12 protein-coding genes and 1 pseudogene are annotated in these 17587 nt (G+C 45.8%); 5 read left to right on the forward strand and 8 right to left on the reverse strand.

The features are described 5' to 3' along the window. Window positions 1-12: 12 nt before the first annotated feature. Window positions 13-2022, reverse strand: a complete 2010-nt coding sequence (locus HWQ47_RS25440) for an MtrB/PioB family decaheme-associated outer membrane protein (protein WP_269968745.1) — start codon at window positions 2020-2022, stop codon at window positions 13-15. A gap of 13 nt (window positions 2023-2035) precedes the next feature. Beyond that, a pseudogene (locus HWQ47_RS25450) lies at window positions 2036-2984 on the reverse strand (DmsE family decaheme c-type cytochrome). 266 nt (window positions 2985-3250) lie between these two features. Here HWQ47_RS25450 and HWQ47_RS25455 point away from each other — a divergent pair. Further along, on the forward strand, window positions 3251-4117 hold the full coding sequence (locus HWQ47_RS25455; protein WP_269968748.1) for a helix-turn-helix transcriptional regulator: 867 nt from the start codon (window positions 3251-3253) through the stop codon (window positions 4115-4117). A 1-nt stretch (window position 4118) separates the two neighbouring features. On the opposite strand, the gene HWQ47_RS25460 is transcribed toward HWQ47_RS25455, so the two are convergent. The 6 genes from HWQ47_RS25460 to HWQ47_RS25485 all read right to left on the reverse strand — a co-directional run bounded on the left by HWQ47_RS25460 (window position 4119) and on the right by HWQ47_RS25485 (window position 11516). Beyond that, window positions 4119-4565 carry a hypothetical protein gene (locus HWQ47_RS25460; RefSeq protein ID WP_269968749.1) on the reverse strand — a complete coding sequence of 149 codons (447 nt, stop codon included), beginning with the start codon at window positions 4563-4565 and terminating at the stop codon, window positions 4119-4121. A gap of 4 nt (window positions 4566-4569) precedes the next feature. Then, on the reverse strand, window positions 4570-5229 hold the full coding sequence (locus HWQ47_RS25465; RefSeq protein ID WP_269968750.1) for a TorD/DmsD family molecular chaperone: 660 nt from the start codon (window positions 5227-5229) through the stop codon (window positions 4570-4572). Between the two features lie 73 nt (window positions 5230-5302). After that, on the reverse strand, window positions 5303-5980 hold the full coding sequence (locus HWQ47_RS25470) for a DMSO/selenate family reductase complex B subunit (protein ID WP_269968751.1): 678 nt from the start codon (window positions 5978-5980) through the stop codon (window positions 5303-5305). A 14-nt stretch (window positions 5981-5994) separates the two neighbouring features. Beyond that, on the reverse strand, window positions 5995-8511 hold the full coding sequence (locus HWQ47_RS25475; RefSeq protein WP_269968752.1) for a DMSO/selenate family reductase complex A subunit: 2517 nt from the start codon (window positions 8509-8511) through the stop codon (window positions 5995-5997). Between the two features lie 33 nt (window positions 8512-8544). Then, window positions 8545-10551, reverse strand: a complete 2007-nt coding sequence (locus HWQ47_RS25480) for an MtrB/PioB family decaheme-associated outer membrane protein (RefSeq protein ID WP_269968753.1) — start codon at window positions 10549-10551, stop codon at window positions 8545-8547. A 14-nt stretch (window positions 10552-10565) separates the two neighbouring features. Beyond that, the gene (locus tag HWQ47_RS25485) at window positions 10566-11516 is read right to left on the reverse strand and encodes a DmsE family decaheme c-type cytochrome (protein ID WP_269968754.1); all 951 of its coding nucleotides are present in this window, start codon (window positions 11514-11516) and stop codon (window positions 10566-10568) included. A gap of 762 nt (window positions 11517-12278) precedes the next feature. Between HWQ47_RS25485 and menD the strand changes: the two genes are divergently transcribed. From menD to menE, 4 genes are read left to right on the forward strand one after another with little or no spacing between them, the layout of a single operon-like run. Continuing rightward, a complete protein-coding gene (menD, locus tag HWQ47_RS25490; protein WP_269968755.1) occupies window positions 12279-13988 on the forward strand; it encodes a 2-succinyl-5-enolpyruvyl-6-hydroxy-3-cyclohexene-1-carboxylic-acid synthase in 1710 nt (569 codons plus the stop codon). Between the two features lie 40 nt (window positions 13989-14028). Then, window positions 14029-14811 (forward strand): 2-succinyl-6-hydroxy-2,4-cyclohexadiene-1-carboxylate synthase, encoded by a 783-nt coding sequence (menH, locus tag HWQ47_RS25495; protein ID WP_269968756.1) that lies wholly within the window; start codon window positions 14029-14031, stop codon window positions 14809-14811. After that, window positions 14808-15863, forward strand: a complete 1056-nt coding sequence (gene menC, locus HWQ47_RS25500; RefSeq protein ID WP_269968757.1) for an o-succinylbenzoate synthase — start codon at window positions 14808-14810, stop codon at window positions 15861-15863. Before menH ends, menC begins: the two co-directional genes overlap by 4 nt. 8 nt (window positions 15864-15871) lie before the next feature. Beyond that, window positions 15872-17407: an o-succinylbenzoate--CoA ligase gene (gene menE / locus HWQ47_RS25505; RefSeq protein WP_269968758.1), complete on the forward strand. Its 1536-nt coding sequence runs from the start codon at window positions 15872-15874 to the stop codon at window positions 17405-17407. The last annotated feature ends 180 nt before the right edge of the window (window positions 17408-17587 follow it).

Below are 17587 nucleotides of genomic sequence, written 5' to 3' on the forward strand. Positions count from 1 at the left end.
TCCTCTTGCAATTTAACGCAGTCTGTAGCTAAACGACAACATCACTTGGTGTGCGTTATAGTCATGGTTGATATCACCCAAGGTCACCAAACCCGGGACACTGTTTACGTCCGTTACCGCACCATCGGTGTCGTAGTAACGCTCATACCGATAACTCAGTTTCAACGCCATCTGCTCATTCAGCGCATAGTCCGCATACACACTCGCACTGTGGTTGTAGCTGTAGTAATCACCACCCGGGTAGCTCTTTTCTAAAGCGTTCGCATCTGCCGTCACATAGGTGTCACTTATCGAGTTACTAAACAGGTAATCAAGCCCTAAAGTCAGCTTGTCTTGCATTAAGCCCCCGTAGCTTAATCCCGCCCCTAAGTTGATAAACTCATCCTCAATGTCGCTGTACCAGTCAGGACTGCTATAGGCTTGGCTTCCCGCCTGATTCGAGTTAATCCACTGCTGACCCGCAAAACCGTACCCGCTCACATGCTCACTCAACTGCACGCTCACATTGATGTCATAGCCATAATCTTCCGATTCGGTTAAGCCGATTTGCGTCTCGTCATAGTCATCCTTGGCGTAGCGGGTACTCACATCCACGCTCAGCCAATTCAGTGGCGTATGGTTGATGCTCAACTCCACCGCATTTCTGCTGCGGTCGGCTAAGTAGTACTTGCGCATCAAGGCGTTCTCTTCAGAAGAGGTCAGCGCGTTAGTCTCATACTCAGACCCGCTGCGATTGGCATGCTCTGCTTTGAGCTTGATGTTGAAATTGTCGAACGCCCGCACGTTAAAGCGCATCCACAAACTGTCATCCTCAGTCTGCTCACGCTCACTGAAACTGCGCTCCACCTCTTTACGCTCATAGCCCGCTTGCACACGGTAACCACTGGCGATGCGGTAACTACCATTAACCTTGTAGGTGTTGCGCTCGATATCTTGGGGCACATTTTGTCTAAACGCGCCAGTGACACTGTTGAAATGGTACTGGGCGAATTCTGCTACCGAACTTTGATTGTCACGCTCGCTGTAATCGATGCTGCCGCCTAAGCGCAGGCGCGGCGTTATCATCGAGGTCACCGCCAAATGACCGTCTAAGGTATCCACTTGACCGTCCCAGCTTTGCAGCGGGTTGCCACTCATCTGGATAAGGTCTTCATCCTGTATCATGCGGCCACTGATAACACGGCCGCTCAGCACTGTGCTGTTTAATCGGTATTGACCCGATAGCGACACTTGGTGCGCTTGGTTATCTGGGGTGGCGGCAAACACATCATCGAGGTAGGGCAAGCTCAAATCGCCTATCTTGTTCTCATAAAAGCTGCCGAAATAACTCAACTCGGTGAGCCAGTTGTCACCACTAAGTCCCAGCCCGGCATCCCACTGTTTCGTTGTCGAGTCCACCGGCAGGCCGAAATTAGTTGGGCGTGGCGTCACGATACTGCTCGACTGGTACCCCGTCTTCGCTTCCTGGCTGTAGTGCACAAAACCGCTGTAGAAATCACGGCCGTACTCCAGCCCTAGGCCCACCTTCTCCCGCTCAAGGGCCAGGTCAAACACATTAATGTGCTCACTTGGGGTTAACACCCCGTCGTTGTGCCACAACTTACTCTGCACATCCCCCGCATCAAACGTCTTGATGCTGCTGTAATCCAACCCGAGCTGGTAATGCCCCGCTTTACCCACCGCTAAGGTCGCAAAGCTGTTGTCCATCCCCAGCTGATGGGCCTGCATATTGGCCTGATAGCCAGTACCGCTGCGATAAGCCACATCCCCACTGACCGCGCCTATCGCGCCATCTTCACCCGTGCCCAGCGCATTACCCGCATGTGCATCGTCAATGTCGTTGTAGCCCGCTGACACCGACACTAGGCCCCGGTATCCACTATTATCACCACAGCGTTGGCACTCGTACTTGCTGGTATTAACCTTGCTCGTGTTGGCCTTGCTCACCGCAAAGTCCGCCGCCATGCTTGACCCTGACATCGCCAATATCGACAGGGTTATCACATTCAATTTAAATGACATACTCAAAGCTCCATTAACGTTGCAGCAAGCTGCCTGAAGGATGGTTAGACCCGTGGATTTGACTGTGGCAATTCAAACAACTCTTGCCACCACCGAAGGCGTCCATCCCCGGCTCCACCACCACTCGACTGGCATGACCGTCGTTGGCGTGACACTGCTGACACAACTGCGGCGCACGACTATTAAGCAACTCCTCGTTCACACTGCCGTGAGGGTTATGACAGGTCACACAGTTTTCCGTCACCGGGGCATGCTCCCACAAGAATGGCCCCCGCTTTTCAGCGTGACAGCTGTAGCAGGTATCATTAATACTCGGCTTGTTTAAGGCACTCTCGCTCATCGAGCCATGGGGAGTGACAGTCGATACAGGTCATCTGGTCCCACTTAAGTGGATGCGATGAACGCTTACTCATGTCGGCTTTTTCTTGGCTGTGGCAAGACGTACAAGTGTCATTGACACTCAGCTTGTCCATCACAGGGTCTGTGGCACTGTGCACCACATGGCAGTCGGCGCAGGCTATCTCTTCTAAGTTATGAGTACTGCTGTGCCACGCCATCTGCTCGGCATCTTGATGGCAACCCTGACACACGCTGTTCTGCGCACTGGCAGACAATTGACTCTCAGGACCAAAGCTAATCATCGGCTCTTTGCCGCCCTTAAAGTGTTGACCTTGAGGACCGTGGCAGGCTTCACACTGCAGCCCAGCCATCGGAGAATCGACCGCACTCTCTTGGCCATGAACCCCATCAAAAAGAGCCATCACAGCCTCATTTTTGCGGTGACACATCAGGCAGGAATCCGCCCCTTTAGCAGAGTACTCACCCGCTGCAAACTTCTGCTCCAGTGTTAACTCCAACTGCTCAGGCGATAACGCACTCCATGGCGCGGCTTGAACGCAAATAAAGCCATTTACACCGATTATTGCACCCAATAAAAATAGATAATTCCGATACCACTTCATAGCAACACCTTTAATGCAAACCAGTTGCATGTTTATACACAGGGGAAAACAATGTTGTATTTATGGTATGGAAAATATGAAAAATTAATATAGATTTGTCTTAGATAGAAACGTCAAATGTGATTTAAATCAATATCCATAATAGCAAATAGAATATTATCATTAAATATAGAACAATAGATTAAAACCACATGATTGATTATAAGGTAAGACCCTCAATATTCACCAAATCGATTATAGAGCATTGCAACTCAATAAATTTCATTATGCCAAACGAGTTTTTAAATGTATTAAATCTAGATGATAACGATCTCATTAGCATGAAGATGGTAACAAAAGGACTAGAGTATATTGAGCAACACTCTAATAACGAAAACTTCTACATGGAATTTATTCCTGTCATTGAAAACCGTTGGATTAACTTTTTTAATTCTCATGTTAAAGAATCATTCACCCAAGCGGAGAGGATAGTTAATCTTTATAAGGTATATCCTGGAAGAATGGCCAGTGTTAATTGGGAACTAAAAGAGACAGACACTAACCTATCCCTTGTTGCTAGAAGAACCAGTGAAAAGTCATGCTCTAAATTTGATGATCTGAACTTATACAACTTTGCATCTAAAATACTAAATGACTCTAAGCTAGATGAATTAAACCCTATATCTGTCTCTCTTCCATTTAACCGACGATTTTATGGAAAATATACAAATATTTTTCATAATGTGTCATTTGACGCTATTGATATGTCTATCACAGTAAAGAAGACAAATGAAGAGATAGAAAGCAAAAAAATATTTAAAGTAAAAAAGTGTGAAGTAGGAGTTTATTTTAAAATGATTGGGGCTGCAAACATGATCCCCATACACAATTTAGATCTTTCATCTTTGTCTTTTATTCTAGGGCTATCGACAAGAAGTTTACAACGGACATTAAAGGACTCAGGACTATCAGCTAGCAATATAATTAGAGATGTAAGATTTAACCATGCAAGAAGAAACTTTTTAAAGAATAACTATAATATTAAGAAAACATCATTAGAGTGTGGTTTTAAAGAGCAGGGGCAATTAACAAAGCTGTTTTTTGAAACATCAGGAATGACCCCTAGTCAATATAAACAACTTATTGGAAAATAAATTAATGGTGACCCATATTACTGCCTAAAGTTCTTTTTTGACGCCTAACATCGTCGAGTTGTCGCGATGCAAAGAGTAAACGCTCACTTTTAATCCTAACTTCACTATCAGGGTAAAATTCATCACAATTGAGTTGTTCAGCATAATGTCGTGATAAAGTTAGCACTAATTGCTCCGCTTGATTTAACTCACCTCCTTGTACTTCTTTAACAAACAGCAGTAAAAAGCCGTCAAACAAGGCTAAGAACACTTGAACCACATCCAACTCGACAGCCTTCAGCCTATGGCTATCATGCATTAATGCCGCAATTACATGAGCGACCGTACCGATATTAGTTGCACCAATAAACAGGTCTAATATTTTAGGATCTTGTCTGAAAAAAATCACCAGTTGATCTGCAAATTGTGCTTTTTCCCACTGTTCACCTACGGCACGAATAACACTCATATGATCACCTGAATAATCGCATTGACATAGGCACCAATTTGAATTGATTCGATAATACAGCTTCAAAATCTTCAGCTAATAGGGCGATTCCTTTATAAAAATCGGTAGTGGCATGGGTTTTGGCTAACTGTAAGCAGCGCCCTGACCAGGGAAGCATATGTCGCTGAAGCAGTACCACTAAAGTCTCTTTAGCTTGCTGATTTTCTGGCTCAAGCAGTAGCATACCTAGCAACTGATCAATGACGCCATAAAACAAGCCTATATGATCTAGAGGTTGATGGTAATCGAGTTTAAAACTGATCTCATGTTGCTTATAGAACGCCATAAGCTCTAGGGTCGATTTATCGTTAAGCAGCTGTTGCTCACCTACGTAAACAGAGCCCCAAGGCATCGCTGTTGGTTCACCAGGGCCGAAGAAGAGTTGCCCATAATCGAGTTTTAACTCAGTTAACTGCTCAGGCTTCCACTGGCTAAAAAATGCCTGCAACAATACTTTACCCTGTCGATTATTCTCTGATCCTGCCAGCTGTGGCCAACTTTCATCTAACCGATCTTCAACGAAGGTATGTATCATCTCTTCACTTGGGTAGCTCAAGAAGACATTATGTAGAACACGTGCAATCCCTTGCAGCTCTTGATTGCTATTTATAGGTTCTATTTGCATATTCAACTCTCAATTAAAATGGCGTTCTATGAACATAGGGCTCAAAAAAGAGCCCTAATACCATCGCTAAAAATTACACTTCAGTTGGATTAAGGATCTTACCTTCACCACTGCCAGCCGGACGACCGTGTACATTGGCCTTGATAATAAGATTTGGTGAGGTAATTGAAGGAGATGGTAAAGGCGCGATATGCCCATCACCGTCACCATATTTAGCACGTAGGTTCTCCATAGTATCGAAGTCCAGTGCACGCAGCGGGCAAGACTCGACACATATTGGCTTACGACCTTCAGCAATTCGCTCGAAACAACCATCACACTTGGTCATCACCTTACGTTCGCGATCGATTTGCGGCGCATCATAGGGACAAGCACGGGCACAGCTTTCACAGCCGATACACAGGTCTTGAGCAACAAGCACTAAACCATCTTCGCGGCGCTTATGCATGGCACCTGTCGGGCAAGCTTTAACACACACAGGCTCAGAGCAGTGGTTACAACCGATCGACATATAGTAAGCAAACACATTTTGCTCAAAACAGCCGTTATTACCTTTAGTCCACTCTCCACCACCGTACTCATACACCCGGCGCCAAGTTACGCCCTCAAGTGCAGGTAGAGTGTTACCCTCTGGATTACTATTGTTACGAATTTCATTGCTTTGACGGTCTTTGCAAGACACATGACAGGCTTTACAGCCAGAGCACTTAGTGCTGTCTACATAAAAACCATACTGAGTTGATTGAGTCATAATTAACTGCTCTCTTAAATCTTTTTAATGGCAACACGGTTAGTGTGCTGTGGGTTGCCTTTAGCGACTGGGCTTGGCTGATAGCGAGTTAGCGTGTTAATCGCACCGCCTTCATCAATAATGTGGCCTGTACTACCCATAGTGTTACCTGGTTTAAACCAAGCACCTTGCCCTAGCGCTAACACGCCAGGTGCCACACGTGGCGTGATGCGAACTTTAACGGCAATCGATCCTCGCTCGTTGTACATCTCGATTTCGTCACCTGAGCTCAAACCTTGCTCAGACGCATCCATTGGATTAACCCAAACCGCATCTTCTACCGCTTCACGAAGCCAAGGTACATTGTGATAACTTGAGTGAGTACGACCCTTAGTGTGGTAACCCGCTAACTGGAACGGATAATCAGTACTGGTTTCCTCATCTTCATAACCATCCCAAGTGACTGTGTACTGAGGAATCGCTGTGATCGTGTCACCTTTAACTGCGGTGCTTGACTCTTGATCCCAGTTAGCCGCACGCCATGCAAGTTCAGCTGAGTAGATCTCAATCTTGCCGCTTGGAGTTGATAGCGGCTTGCCACCTTTAATGTAGCTCTCAAGCGCAACATGCTTGTCGTTCATGTTCTTACGGAAGAAGCCAATCTCTTGCGCCTCTTTGTAAGTCGCAGGAAATGCAGGGTAAACCCCTAAATTGTTACTGTTGTCTTTGGTTTTTTGGTAAAGCTCTTCAAGCCACTGCTCTTCAGTCTTACCTTCAGTGAATTCCGCTTCACAACCCATGTACTTAGCAATCAGTGCCGATGCTTCATACATAGACTTACAGTCCCACATTGGCTCAATCGCTGACTTCATTGCAGTGATATAACCCAAAGCGCCAGATGCATAGCTGTCGTTAACTAAATCATTTGACTCTAACCAGCTAGTGTCAGGCAGGATGATATCAGCAAACTTAGCCCCCGGCGTCATCCAGCAATCACAACTCACAATAAGCTCAACACCGGTTTCATCTTCTAAGATTTTGGCGGTATTGTTGATCTCTGAGTGCTGGTTCAATAGCGAGCTATCAGATGCAGAAATAATGACCTTGATGTTAGTACCAAGCGGTGTGTCTAGACCGTCAGTACCGCGAACCCCGTGACTACGTGCAGTCATGGTTTCGCCATTGTGAATCGCTTCAGACCAAGTAAAGAATGAGATACTTTCTTTAACTGGGTTGCTACCTGTCGGAATTCCGGCACGAGACATACTGCTCATGAATGGTAGTTCACCATTAGATGAACCTAACGTACCTAACTTGCCCGTTAATACAGACAACACGTACAGAGCACGCATGCTCTGCTCACCATTGGCCTGACGGTTAACACCTGCACCAACCACGATATATGGCGCTGTGGCATTCTGTAGGTCTGTGGCAATTTGCTCTAACTGCGCCGCTGGAATACCAGTGATCTTTTCTGCCCACTCAAGGTTTTTAAGCGGCTGATCCGCATAAATCCCCTGACTTAGAATGTAGTCACGGTAGTTCTCTTCCGGCTTCATCACCTTGGCATATTCTTGCTTGGTGGCATCACCGCTTGCTGCAAAAATCTCTTGTTGTGCAGCAATAGAGGCCGCATCAAAACCTACCGCATACTTATTGATAAACGCGAGAGAGTTATCATCAACCCAACCAGAGCTAATCATCTGATAAGCGATCGCTTCAGCAAATGCTGCATCGGTACCTGGACGAATAGGCAACCACTTAGACTCTTTACCTAACATAGAGTCGGTGTAGCGAGGATCTATCATCACAACTTTCAAGCCATTGCTCTTTTGCAGCGCCTTTAAGTAATCATAACCTTCGCCTGAACCAGACTGACGAATTTCACTTGGGTTATAAGCCACACCTAATAGGAAATCACTGTTGGCTAAGGTGACCGTTGAAGAACCTGTAGTACTGCCCGTACCGAAGGTATGCTTCGCCGCTTCCATCTGCTGTGCCCAAGAGTAGTTACCATAGGCATTGAGGCAGCCACCATTTAGGTTAAACAGACGGTTGAAACAAGCATTTGATGCAAAGCCATAGTAAGCACCAGAGCCATAGCTACGGAAAATCGCCTTGTTACCGTGTTCAGCAATCACAGAAGTTAGTTTAGTACCGATAGTTTTAGCCGCTTCATCCCAGCTAATGGGCACAAACTTACCTTCACCACGCTTACCAACACGCTTCATCGGTGTTTTTAAACGATCAACAGCATAGGTGCGCTGACGCAATGAACGACCACGAGCACAGGCGCGCACTTGATAGATATCATCGCCATCAACCACATCATGATCGGTTTCGACGCGAGTAATAACACCATCACGACTGAACACCTTAACCGGACAGTTAGAGCCACAGTTAACTAAACAAGATGACCAGCTAATTTGCTCTTCACCTACAGGTGGCGTTGGCGGCACGACATTGGCGTCATCTGAACTGGTTTTACAGCCTGCGACACTTGCTGCACAACCCAAAGCTGCACTCATTTTTAAGAAACTTCTACGTTCCATCAATATATCCTCTTGCGATTTCCGCACTGCGCCTTAGCGCAACAAATAGCTAAACGACAGCATCACTTGGTGCGCGTTATAGTCATGATTAAGCTCACCCAAAGTGGTTAGCCCGGGCACAGTATTGATGCCCATTTGGGCGCCATCTGTGTCGTAATAACGTTCGTATTGATAGCTCAACTTCAAGGCCATCTTTGGACTCAAGGCATAATCGGCGTACATACTCACGCTGTGGTTATAGGCGAAGTAATCACCGTATTGCAGTGCGCTGTTTGTCACCGCACTACCATCGAGGTAGGTATCACTGATTGAGTTACTGAACAGGTAATCGCCGCCTAACGTCAGCTTGTCTTCCATCAAGCCGCCGTAGCTAATTCCTGCACCTAAATTGATAAACTCATCTTGGATATCTGCTTGCCAATCCGGAGCGCTAAAGCTCTGGCTACCAGCTTGTGTAGAGTCGATCCATTGCTGACCAGCAAAACCATAAGCCGATAAGTCTTTACTCAGCTGCAGGCTAATGTTGAGGTCGTAACCATAGTCTTGGGACTCGGTTAAACCGATAATAGTCACGTCATAATCATCAATCGCATAACGACCGACCAGATCGATACTCACCCAAGACAGCGGTGAATGATTTAGCTTAAGCTCAACTGCGTTACGGGTACGATCCGCAAGGTAGTACTTACGCATCAAGATATTATCTTCAGATGAAGTTAGTTCATTCACTTCATACTCACTGCCACCACGCACGCCGTGACTCGCTTTAACATTGATATTGATGTTATCGAATGCACTCACACTGAGTTTGGCCCACAGATTGTTTTCATCAGTCTGTTCGCGTTCACTGTAGCTGCGGTCGATCTCTTTTCTGTCAAAACCTGCCTGTATCCGGTAACCGCTGGCAAGCCTGTAACTGGCATTCACTTTATAGGTGTTACGCTCAATATCCTGAGGCACATTTTGTTTAAAGGCGCCGCTTAGCGCGTTATAGCTGTATTGAGTGAACTCCCAGCTTGAACTCTTATTGTCTCGCTTTGAATGATCGACACTGGCACCAACGCGCAAGCGATTGCTCAACATTGAGCTCACAGCAAAACGGCCATCTAAGGTTTCAATTTCACCATCCCAGCTCTGTAGCGGATTGCCACTCATTTGGATCAGAGAGTCATCTTGAATCATCCGACCTGTCACCAAACGACCGGACATGACAGTGCGATCGAGTTGGTATTGACCTGAAAGGGAAATTTGATGTGCTTGATTATCAGGGGCTGCCGAGTAAACATCACTCATATAGGGCAGGCTAAGATCTTCGATACTGTTGCTGTAATAGCTGCCAAAATAGCTCAGCTCGGTTAGCCAATTCTCACCCGCTAGTGAGGCACCTGCATCAAGTTGCTTAGTGGTCGAGTCCACGGGCAGACCAAAATTAGTTGGACTTGGCGCAACGAAACTGGCCGACTGGTGGCCCGTTTTCTCCTCCTGACTAAAACGCACAAAGGTGTTATAAACCCCTTCACCGTAGCTCAAACCTATAACTGACTTTTCACGTTGCAACGCAAGGTCGAACTGATTTGGATACACGCTTGGGGTTAACATGCCGTCGTTTTGCCACAGTTGACTACGCACATCACCAGCTTCAAACGTTTTTATCGCCTGATAATCCAATTCCAGTTCATACAAGCCCGATTTACCCACCTTGATGTTGGCAAAACCGTTATCCATTCCCAGTTGATGCGCCTGCATACTCGCTTTATAGCCAGTATCATTGATAAAGTGCACATCACCACTGACCGCGGCAATCGCGCCCTCTTCATCAGAAGATAAAGCATTACCGGCATGGGCATCTTCAGGACTGTTATAACCCGTAAGCAGGGTGACTTTTCCCGAATAACCCGTGGCAGATACACAGCGATTACACTGATACTTGTCCATGTTGACTAATTCAGTGTTGGCATTGCCCACAGCAAAATTAGCCCCAATAGCCGAGCCTGACATTGCCAACAGAGACACTGTGATGATATTCAATTTAAACGTCATAATTTAAGCTCCAATTATCTCTGAAACAGGCTGCCAGAAGGGTGGTTAGAACCGTGGATCTTGTTATGGCAATTTAGGCAACTCTTACCACCACCAAACGCATCCATTCCAGGCTCAGGCACTACACGGCTAGCATGACCATCAGGTGCGTGGCACTGCTGGCATAGCTGAGGTGCACGGCTGTTGAGCATGTCTTCATTCACACTGCCGTGGGGGTTATGGCAAGTAACACAGTTTTCAGTTACCGGCGCATGTTCCCACAACACAGGGCCACGCTTTTCCGCATGACAGCTGTAACAGGTATCATTAATTGTTGGCTTATTGAGTGCGCTTTCATTCATAGAGCCATGGGGTGAATGGCAATCGATACAGGTCATCTGATCCCACTTTAGAGGATGGGATGAGCGCTTATTCATATCGGCCTTCTCTTTGAGATGACAAGAGGCGCAGGTGTCGTTAATCAGCAGCTGATCCAGAGCCGGATCTTTAGCGCTGTGCACGTTATGACAGTCAGCGCAGGCTATCTCTTCGAGATTATGGGTGCTGGTATGCCATGCCATCTGTTTAGGATCGTTATGACAACCCTGACATACACTGTTTTGCGCCGACGGAGAAAGCTTGCTGTCATCACCAAAGGCGATCATCGGTTCTTTGCCGCCTTCATTGTGCTTACCTTGAGGTCCATGGCAGGCTTCACACTGCAGACCTGCCATCGGTGATTGCTTGTTATTCATTGCACCGTGAGCACCATCAAAAATAGCCATTACAGCTTCATTCTTGCGGTGGCACATAAGGCATGAATCCGCACCTTTAGGAGAATATTGCCCTTGAGCAAATTTTTCAGTGAGCTTTTGCTCAAGCTCAGAGCCAGTGAGATTATTCCAAGGCGTGGCATTCACGCTAAGAGATACACACGCAAGCGCGGCAATCCCAATTAATACCTTATTAAAAATACGACAAATCATTAATCGAACCTTACATAATTAACACAACAGTTAACTCACCAATTTGAATCGGAGGCTAACCAGTTAAGATGTCAGTATTTTAGGGTAAACAAATGAATATTCTTGATTGTTAAATTAGGCTGAAACAAATTTGAGATAAGCTCAATGAATATACAAAAAGTGTGAACTTGCACATAAGTAGATTAAGAATGAATCTTATTTATATTCCACCACGACTACAAATAACCATATGAATAGTATGGCTATATATTAAAAATGATCAAAGCCTCAAAAAGCATATGTTAATTTTCATAAGGTGACATGTTAAGTAAGCAATTGTTACTTAAATTGCAATCAATGATGGAGATCAAATTTATGATAAATATTTTTAAAGTAGATTATTGACAACTATACATACCAATACACAGCCAAACCGATAAAATCAGGCATTAATTAAGCACTGATCACTGTTGACGTTTATTTATACCGCTTCAGATCTTATTCCTTAAATATTCTCATTATTTAAGGATTGCCTAATTTAACGACTAGCATATATATCAATACCTATAAATATATAATTGACGCACTCGACTTACCTCTTTACCTTGTTTTAATTGTTAATGAAATGGTTGCGAAAACCGTTGCCTAACCGCTCTAATTCAGCCTAACAGAACGCTTTAAGTGAGCATCACACTAACAGTGTGAGCTATTATCAGGGTTAAACAATTTTCCTTTAAACTCATTAGGGGTACAATATAGCCATTGAATCTAGGGTACCTATCCATGCAAATCAACAAGACTGCTGAGCTGAACCTATTATGGGGCACGCTTATTTTAGAAGAGCTCTCCCGTTTAGGCGTACAACATGTGTGTATGGCACCGGGCTCTCGCTCGACGCCTTTGACCTTAGCCGTCGCGAAGCAGACTAAATTAAAGCAACATCTCCACTTTGATGAACGTGGACTCGGATTTATGGCCCTTGGACTAGCCAAAGCCAGCCAAGCACCAGTGGCCATTATTACCACCTCCGGCACCGCTGTTGCCAACCTCTATCCTGCTGTGATTGAAGCCTGGCTAACCCGCGTTCCCCTGATTGTTTTATCCGGTGATAGGCCTCCTGAGCTTATTGATTGCGGTGCGAATCAAGCTATCATTCAGCCGGCTATCTTTGCTCAATATGCTAAGCAAATAAACCTACCGACACCGGATCTGGCGATACGCCCCGAGGCACTGTTAAGTTTGCTGGATGAGGCGATTAGTAATCAAAGCCAACCTGTACACATCAACTGCATGTACAGGGAGCCGTTATACCCCTCCACCATGAGTGCTAACTTTACTCAATATTTAAGCACGTTAGGCAACTGGCAGCACACTAGTCATCCCTATAATCAGTATGGAAAATCCTGCCTAAGCAGCCTACCAAGCCAAGATGCCATGATGCGTTTTGTCCACGGTAAAGGGGTGATCATCGCAGGCACACTCTCACCAGAGCAAGACCCTGAAGTCTTAGTCGCACTGTCTCAAAAGCTAGGTTGGCCACTGCTGACCGATGCACAATCCCAATTAAGACAACATACAGGTGTGATTGGCAATATTGACCAACTCTTGCATCAACCTAAAGCTAAAGCCCTGTTGATGCAGGCTGAGCGTGTACTTGTGATCGGTGGCCGCATCCTCTCTAAGCGCTTAATCGATTATCTTGCTGACAATAAGTGGAAGAGTTACTGGCAGGTGTTACCTGAGCAGATGAGATTAGACCCCAGCCACAATGCTAAGCAGATCTGGCATGCCAGTGTCGAAGCGATTACGTCACTCTCATGGCCACGCTCATCGGATGCAAATTGGGCGCTGCAACTTACCTTGCTCAATGACGGACTGGAAAAGCTATTTGAACAGCAGATAGACAATGCAGAGTTCGGTGAAGCTATGGTGGTACGCGCCATTGCAAAAAAACAGCACAAGCAACAACAACTCTTTATTGGCAACAGCTTACCTATCCGCCTGTACGACATGTTCGCCCCTATCACCACAGAGTATGGTTCTATTTTTACCAATCGTGGCGCATCTGGTATTGATGGACTGCTTGCCACGGCTTGCGGCATAGCCAGACATCAAGGGAAAGCAACAACTTTACTTATCGGGGATATCTCTCAACTGCACGATCTCAATTCTCTGGCCATTGCCAGAACGAGTAACAGCCCGTTAGTGATCGTTATATTAAACAATGATGGCGGTAACATCTTTAATCTGCTGCCTGTGCCCGACGAGAAACTCAGAAATGATTACTATCGTCTCGCCCATGGACTCGAGTTCGGTTACGGCGCCGCCATGTTCGGCATTCCATACAACCGAATAGAGGACTTGGAAGGCTTCGAAGATGCCTATCAAGATGCCATCGAATACCATGGTGCTTCCGTTATCGAAGTCATTGTCGAGCAAACCCAAGCCAGCGATCAAATTGCCCGCATCGCCAGTTGGATCAAGCAAAGCTGATGAAAATGTCCAGAACCACAACCGTGTTAAAGCAAAGCTAATGCTGGCGCTGTCATGTCACGGAGATAAAGCCAAACCCGCGCTCGTCATGTTACATGGCTTTCTGGGTAACCAAGCTGACTGGCAAGACATAATCGTACACTTAACTGAGCATTTTTACTGTGTTTGTGTCGATCTACCAGGTCACGGTAAAAGCCCATCAATATCACTCCCTACACCGGGGTTTAAGCAGATTGTCGAGCAGATTCAAATCGCTATCGACTCACTTACCATAGAAAAGTATCATCTGTTAGGCTACTCACTTGGTGGGCGTATCGCCCTGCATTTGGCTCGTGACCATACCGATAAGCTCCTGAGCCTATGTGTCGAATCATGTCACCCAGGATTAGAAACCACTGAAGATAAATGGTTGAGAGCCCAGAATGATCTCGATTGGAGTCATAAACTCGCTAACTTACCTCTCGATGAGTTTCTCTCGCAGTGGTACCAACAAGGTGTTTTCGCCGAGCTCTCCAGCGAGACTCGCCAACAATTAATCGACAAACGAAGCCACAATAGCAAAGCTGGCTTGCTCAGTATCTATCTGGCAAGTTCACTGGCTCAGCAAGCTAATCTTTGGGATCAGCCTAATCTTATCAAGATCCCTTGCCACTATATTGTCGGCAGTGATGACAACAAATTTCTAGCCTTAGCCACACGTTGGCAGCAAGGTTCGCCCATTAAGGTACATACAGTGAAGCAGGCTGGTCACAACGTTCATCTGGCCGCGCCTATCGAGTACAGTCGTAAGCTAATCCAATTATTAAGTGAGGGTAAACTTTGAAGATCAAGGCTATAGAACTCTATCAATACCTACTGCCATTAGACCTATCTCTCCCCGTAGGCAAGCAACGCATTGATATCCGCAAAGGTCTAATCCTTAACGTTGAACTCTTAGATGAGACGATGACATCTCATATCGAACAGGTAGAGATATCTCCACTATCGGGGCTCGATATCGATGGTAACCCGATCACTGGGTTTAGCCGTGAGGATCTGGAGCAGGTCATTAACGAGATAGCGCTGAATGTGCCACAACTTATCGGGAAGTCAGTAGATGACTTACTCGATCTTTGTGAAAAGACGCAGCTGCCCTCCCTCGCTTTTGGCTTAAGCTTGCTTCACGCCCAATGCAAAGGTCAATTAATCGGTCATCATCTCTCTTTGCAAACCATGAAATCTGTGCCACTTATCTATCGTGCTCAAGATGAACCCGTCAGTGTACTTCACGAGCGAGTCCGCTCATTAGCGACAACAATTCATTCGATTAAAGTAAAGGTGGCGCAAACCTCGCTTGAGGAGGAGATAAAGCTCATTCATGAGATTTTAGCCATACGCCCGGATCTCAAACTCAGGTTAGATGCCAATAGAGGCTTTACACTTAAACAAGCCATCGAGTTTGCCGCTTGTTTGCCAATGAGTGCCATAGAGTACATTGAGGAGCCCTGCATTAATCCTCAAGATAACCAAGCCTTTTATCACGTCATCGAGATGCCTTGGGCCCTAGATGAAAGTTTAAATGATCCTAATTATCAATTCGAGATGCAGGATGGACTTGTCGCCTTAGTCGTCAAACCTATGCTAATTGGCAGTCTTGAAAAGCTACAAAAATTACAATCAGAAGCCGAGCATGCCGGTGTTAGGTTTATCCTCAGCTCAAGCTTGGAATCCAGCCTTGGCATAAGTGCGTTAGCCAAGTTAAGTCAGATTATGAGCCCAGATGAGATACCAGGACTCGACACCCTAAGCGCATTCAGTGCCGACATATTGATCACTTCAGGCAAACCTCATCTGCTAGGCTTAGACTCACTCACTCTGATAAATCAATATCGATAGGTAATCACTTGGCCACTGACAGCTCGGAGTTACGTACTCTCTCACCACTGCATCAAGCCGCGGTACACTTCCCGACACATTCGGCGCTTATATGGCACCAAGATGGAATAAGACTAGCGCTAACTTATAAAGACCTCAGTCAGAAGGTCATTGCTCTCGGTGAGCAACTTAACGCTCAGGGACTATCAGATGGCGATCGGTTAGCCTGTATCGATAGTAATTCAATCGAGTTGATCATCCTCTATTGGGCCTGTATTGACACAGGAATACTCTTTTGTCCACTTTCACCGCGATTTCCTATCAAACAAATCGCCAAACTCATTAAACAGCATAGACTCAATTATATCTGGGCAGGTGATGAGTACAGTCCACCGTTTTCACGCCACAAGTCATCTCAACAGCCATCACCTGTTAAGCTATTTTCAGAGCAGAGCCTTTCGACCGCAACACTAAAACTCGACTTTACAACAAGCAGTTTGAATTCGCCAATTAAGATAGATCAGCACAAACTTGCCAATATCATCTTAACTTCAGGCAGTAGCGGTACCCCTAAAGCCGCAGTTCATAGTCTGGCAAATCATCTCGCCAGTGCTCTGGGATCCAGCGCCCTTATTCCACTTCACGCTGGTGATGGCTGGTTTTTATCACTGCCGCTATTTCATATCGGCGGATTAGCCATCATTAACCGCTGCGCGTTAGCCGGCGCTACTGTTGTAATGCAAGATAAGGAGATAAACCTCCCAACTCAACTCAGCCAATACCCTATTACTCACCTGTCACTGGTTTCGACCCAATTGGTACGTCTGCTTGAGGCCGAGTTCGATGTAAATACTACACCTTGTCTAAAGGGAATAAGGTCTCTGCTCCTTGGCGGCGGCGCTATATCTGTTGATCTGATAGATAAACTGAAGACTTTGTCGATCAGCAGCTTTACCAGCTATGGCATGACTGAGATGTCTTCGCAGATCACCACCGGGCCAGCAAGCGACGATGGCAATAGTGGGCAAACGATCTTTGGCAGAGAGGTCAAAATACGCGATGAGCTAATTTATGTAAAAGGTGAAACCCTATTCTTAGGGTATCTAAATTGGCAGGGAAATCAGCCTTTGCTTGATCTGCCTTTGGATGATGAAGGCTGGTTTGCCACCAAGGACAGAGGTTACTGGGACAAACAGGGAAGTCTGCACATCTTAGGTCGAAGCGATAACATGTTTATCTGTGGTGGCGAGAACGTACAACCTGAAGAGATTGAAGCAGCCTTAAAACAACATCCAGATATAGAGGATGCCATCGTGTTTCCGCAAATTGACAGTGAATTTGGCAACCTACCCGCTGCCATCATCAAATTTGCAGACCCCGATCAAGGCTTTATATCAAGAGGACCAGAGAGTAAAACATTGACGCAGTTTTTACATCTGCACATTGCCCGCTTTAAACGACCACGAGTTTACTACCCATGGCCAGAGATCGAATCGGTTAGCTTGAAAGTACCTAGAAAGCAGATTATTGAGGCGGTGTTGAAACGGAACCAGATCCTAGGCTAGATTGCTAGCAGGTTCTAGGTTCTAGGTTCTAGGTTCTAGGTTCTAGGTTCTAGGTTCTAGGTTCTAGCATGAATGTTCCAGACATAATACCAATCAGTATAAAGATTTGATCGCTCAGCGAGAGTTTAGCGGTCCTGAGGCAAGGCAACGAATGAACTCATAAGGGAATAACCATTATGT

The sequence above is a fragment of the Shewanella sp. MTB7 genome (assembly GCF_027571385.1).
In the GTDB taxonomy this organism is placed as follows: Bacteria; Pseudomonadota; Gammaproteobacteria; order Enterobacterales; family Shewanellaceae; genus Shewanella.

What these genes read in the sequence shown, in the direction of transcription:
- HWQ47_RS25440 (WP_269968745.1), bottom strand. Translation starts at nt 2,022, where the DNA reads ATGTCATTTAAATTGAATGTGATAACCCTGTCGATATTGGCGATGTCA.
- HWQ47_RS25455 (WP_269968748.1), top strand. Translation starts at nt 3,251, where the DNA reads ATGCCAAACGAGTTTTTAAATGTATTAAATCTAGATGATAACGATCTC.
- HWQ47_RS25460 (WP_269968749.1), bottom strand. Translation starts at nt 4,565, where the DNA reads ATGAGTGTTATTCGTGCCGTAGGTGAACAGTGGGAAAAAGCACAATTT.
- HWQ47_RS25465 (WP_269968750.1), bottom strand. Translation starts at nt 5,229, where the DNA reads ATGCAAATAGAACCTATAAATAGCAATCAAGAGCTGCAAGGGATTGCA.
- HWQ47_RS25470 (WP_269968751.1), bottom strand. Translation starts at nt 5,980, where the DNA reads ATGACTCAATCAACTCAGTATGGTTTTTATGTAGACAGCACTAAGTGC.
- HWQ47_RS25475 (WP_269968752.1), bottom strand. Translation starts at nt 8,511, where the DNA reads ATGGAACGTAGAAGTTTCTTAAAAATGAGTGCAGCTTTGGGTTGTGCA.
- HWQ47_RS25480 (WP_269968753.1), bottom strand. Translation starts at nt 10,551, where the DNA reads ATGACGTTTAAATTGAATATCATCACAGTGTCTCTGTTGGCAATGTCA.
- HWQ47_RS25485 (WP_269968754.1), bottom strand. Translation starts at nt 11,516, where the DNA reads ATGATTTGTCGTATTTTTAATAAGGTATTAATTGGGATTGCCGCGCTT.
- menD (WP_269968755.1), top strand. Translation starts at nt 12,279, where the DNA reads ATGCAAATCAACAAGACTGCTGAGCTGAACCTATTATGGGGCACGCTT.
- menH (WP_269968756.1), top strand. Translation starts at nt 14,029, where the DNA reads ATGCTGGCGCTGTCATGTCACGGAGATAAAGCCAAACCCGCGCTCGTC.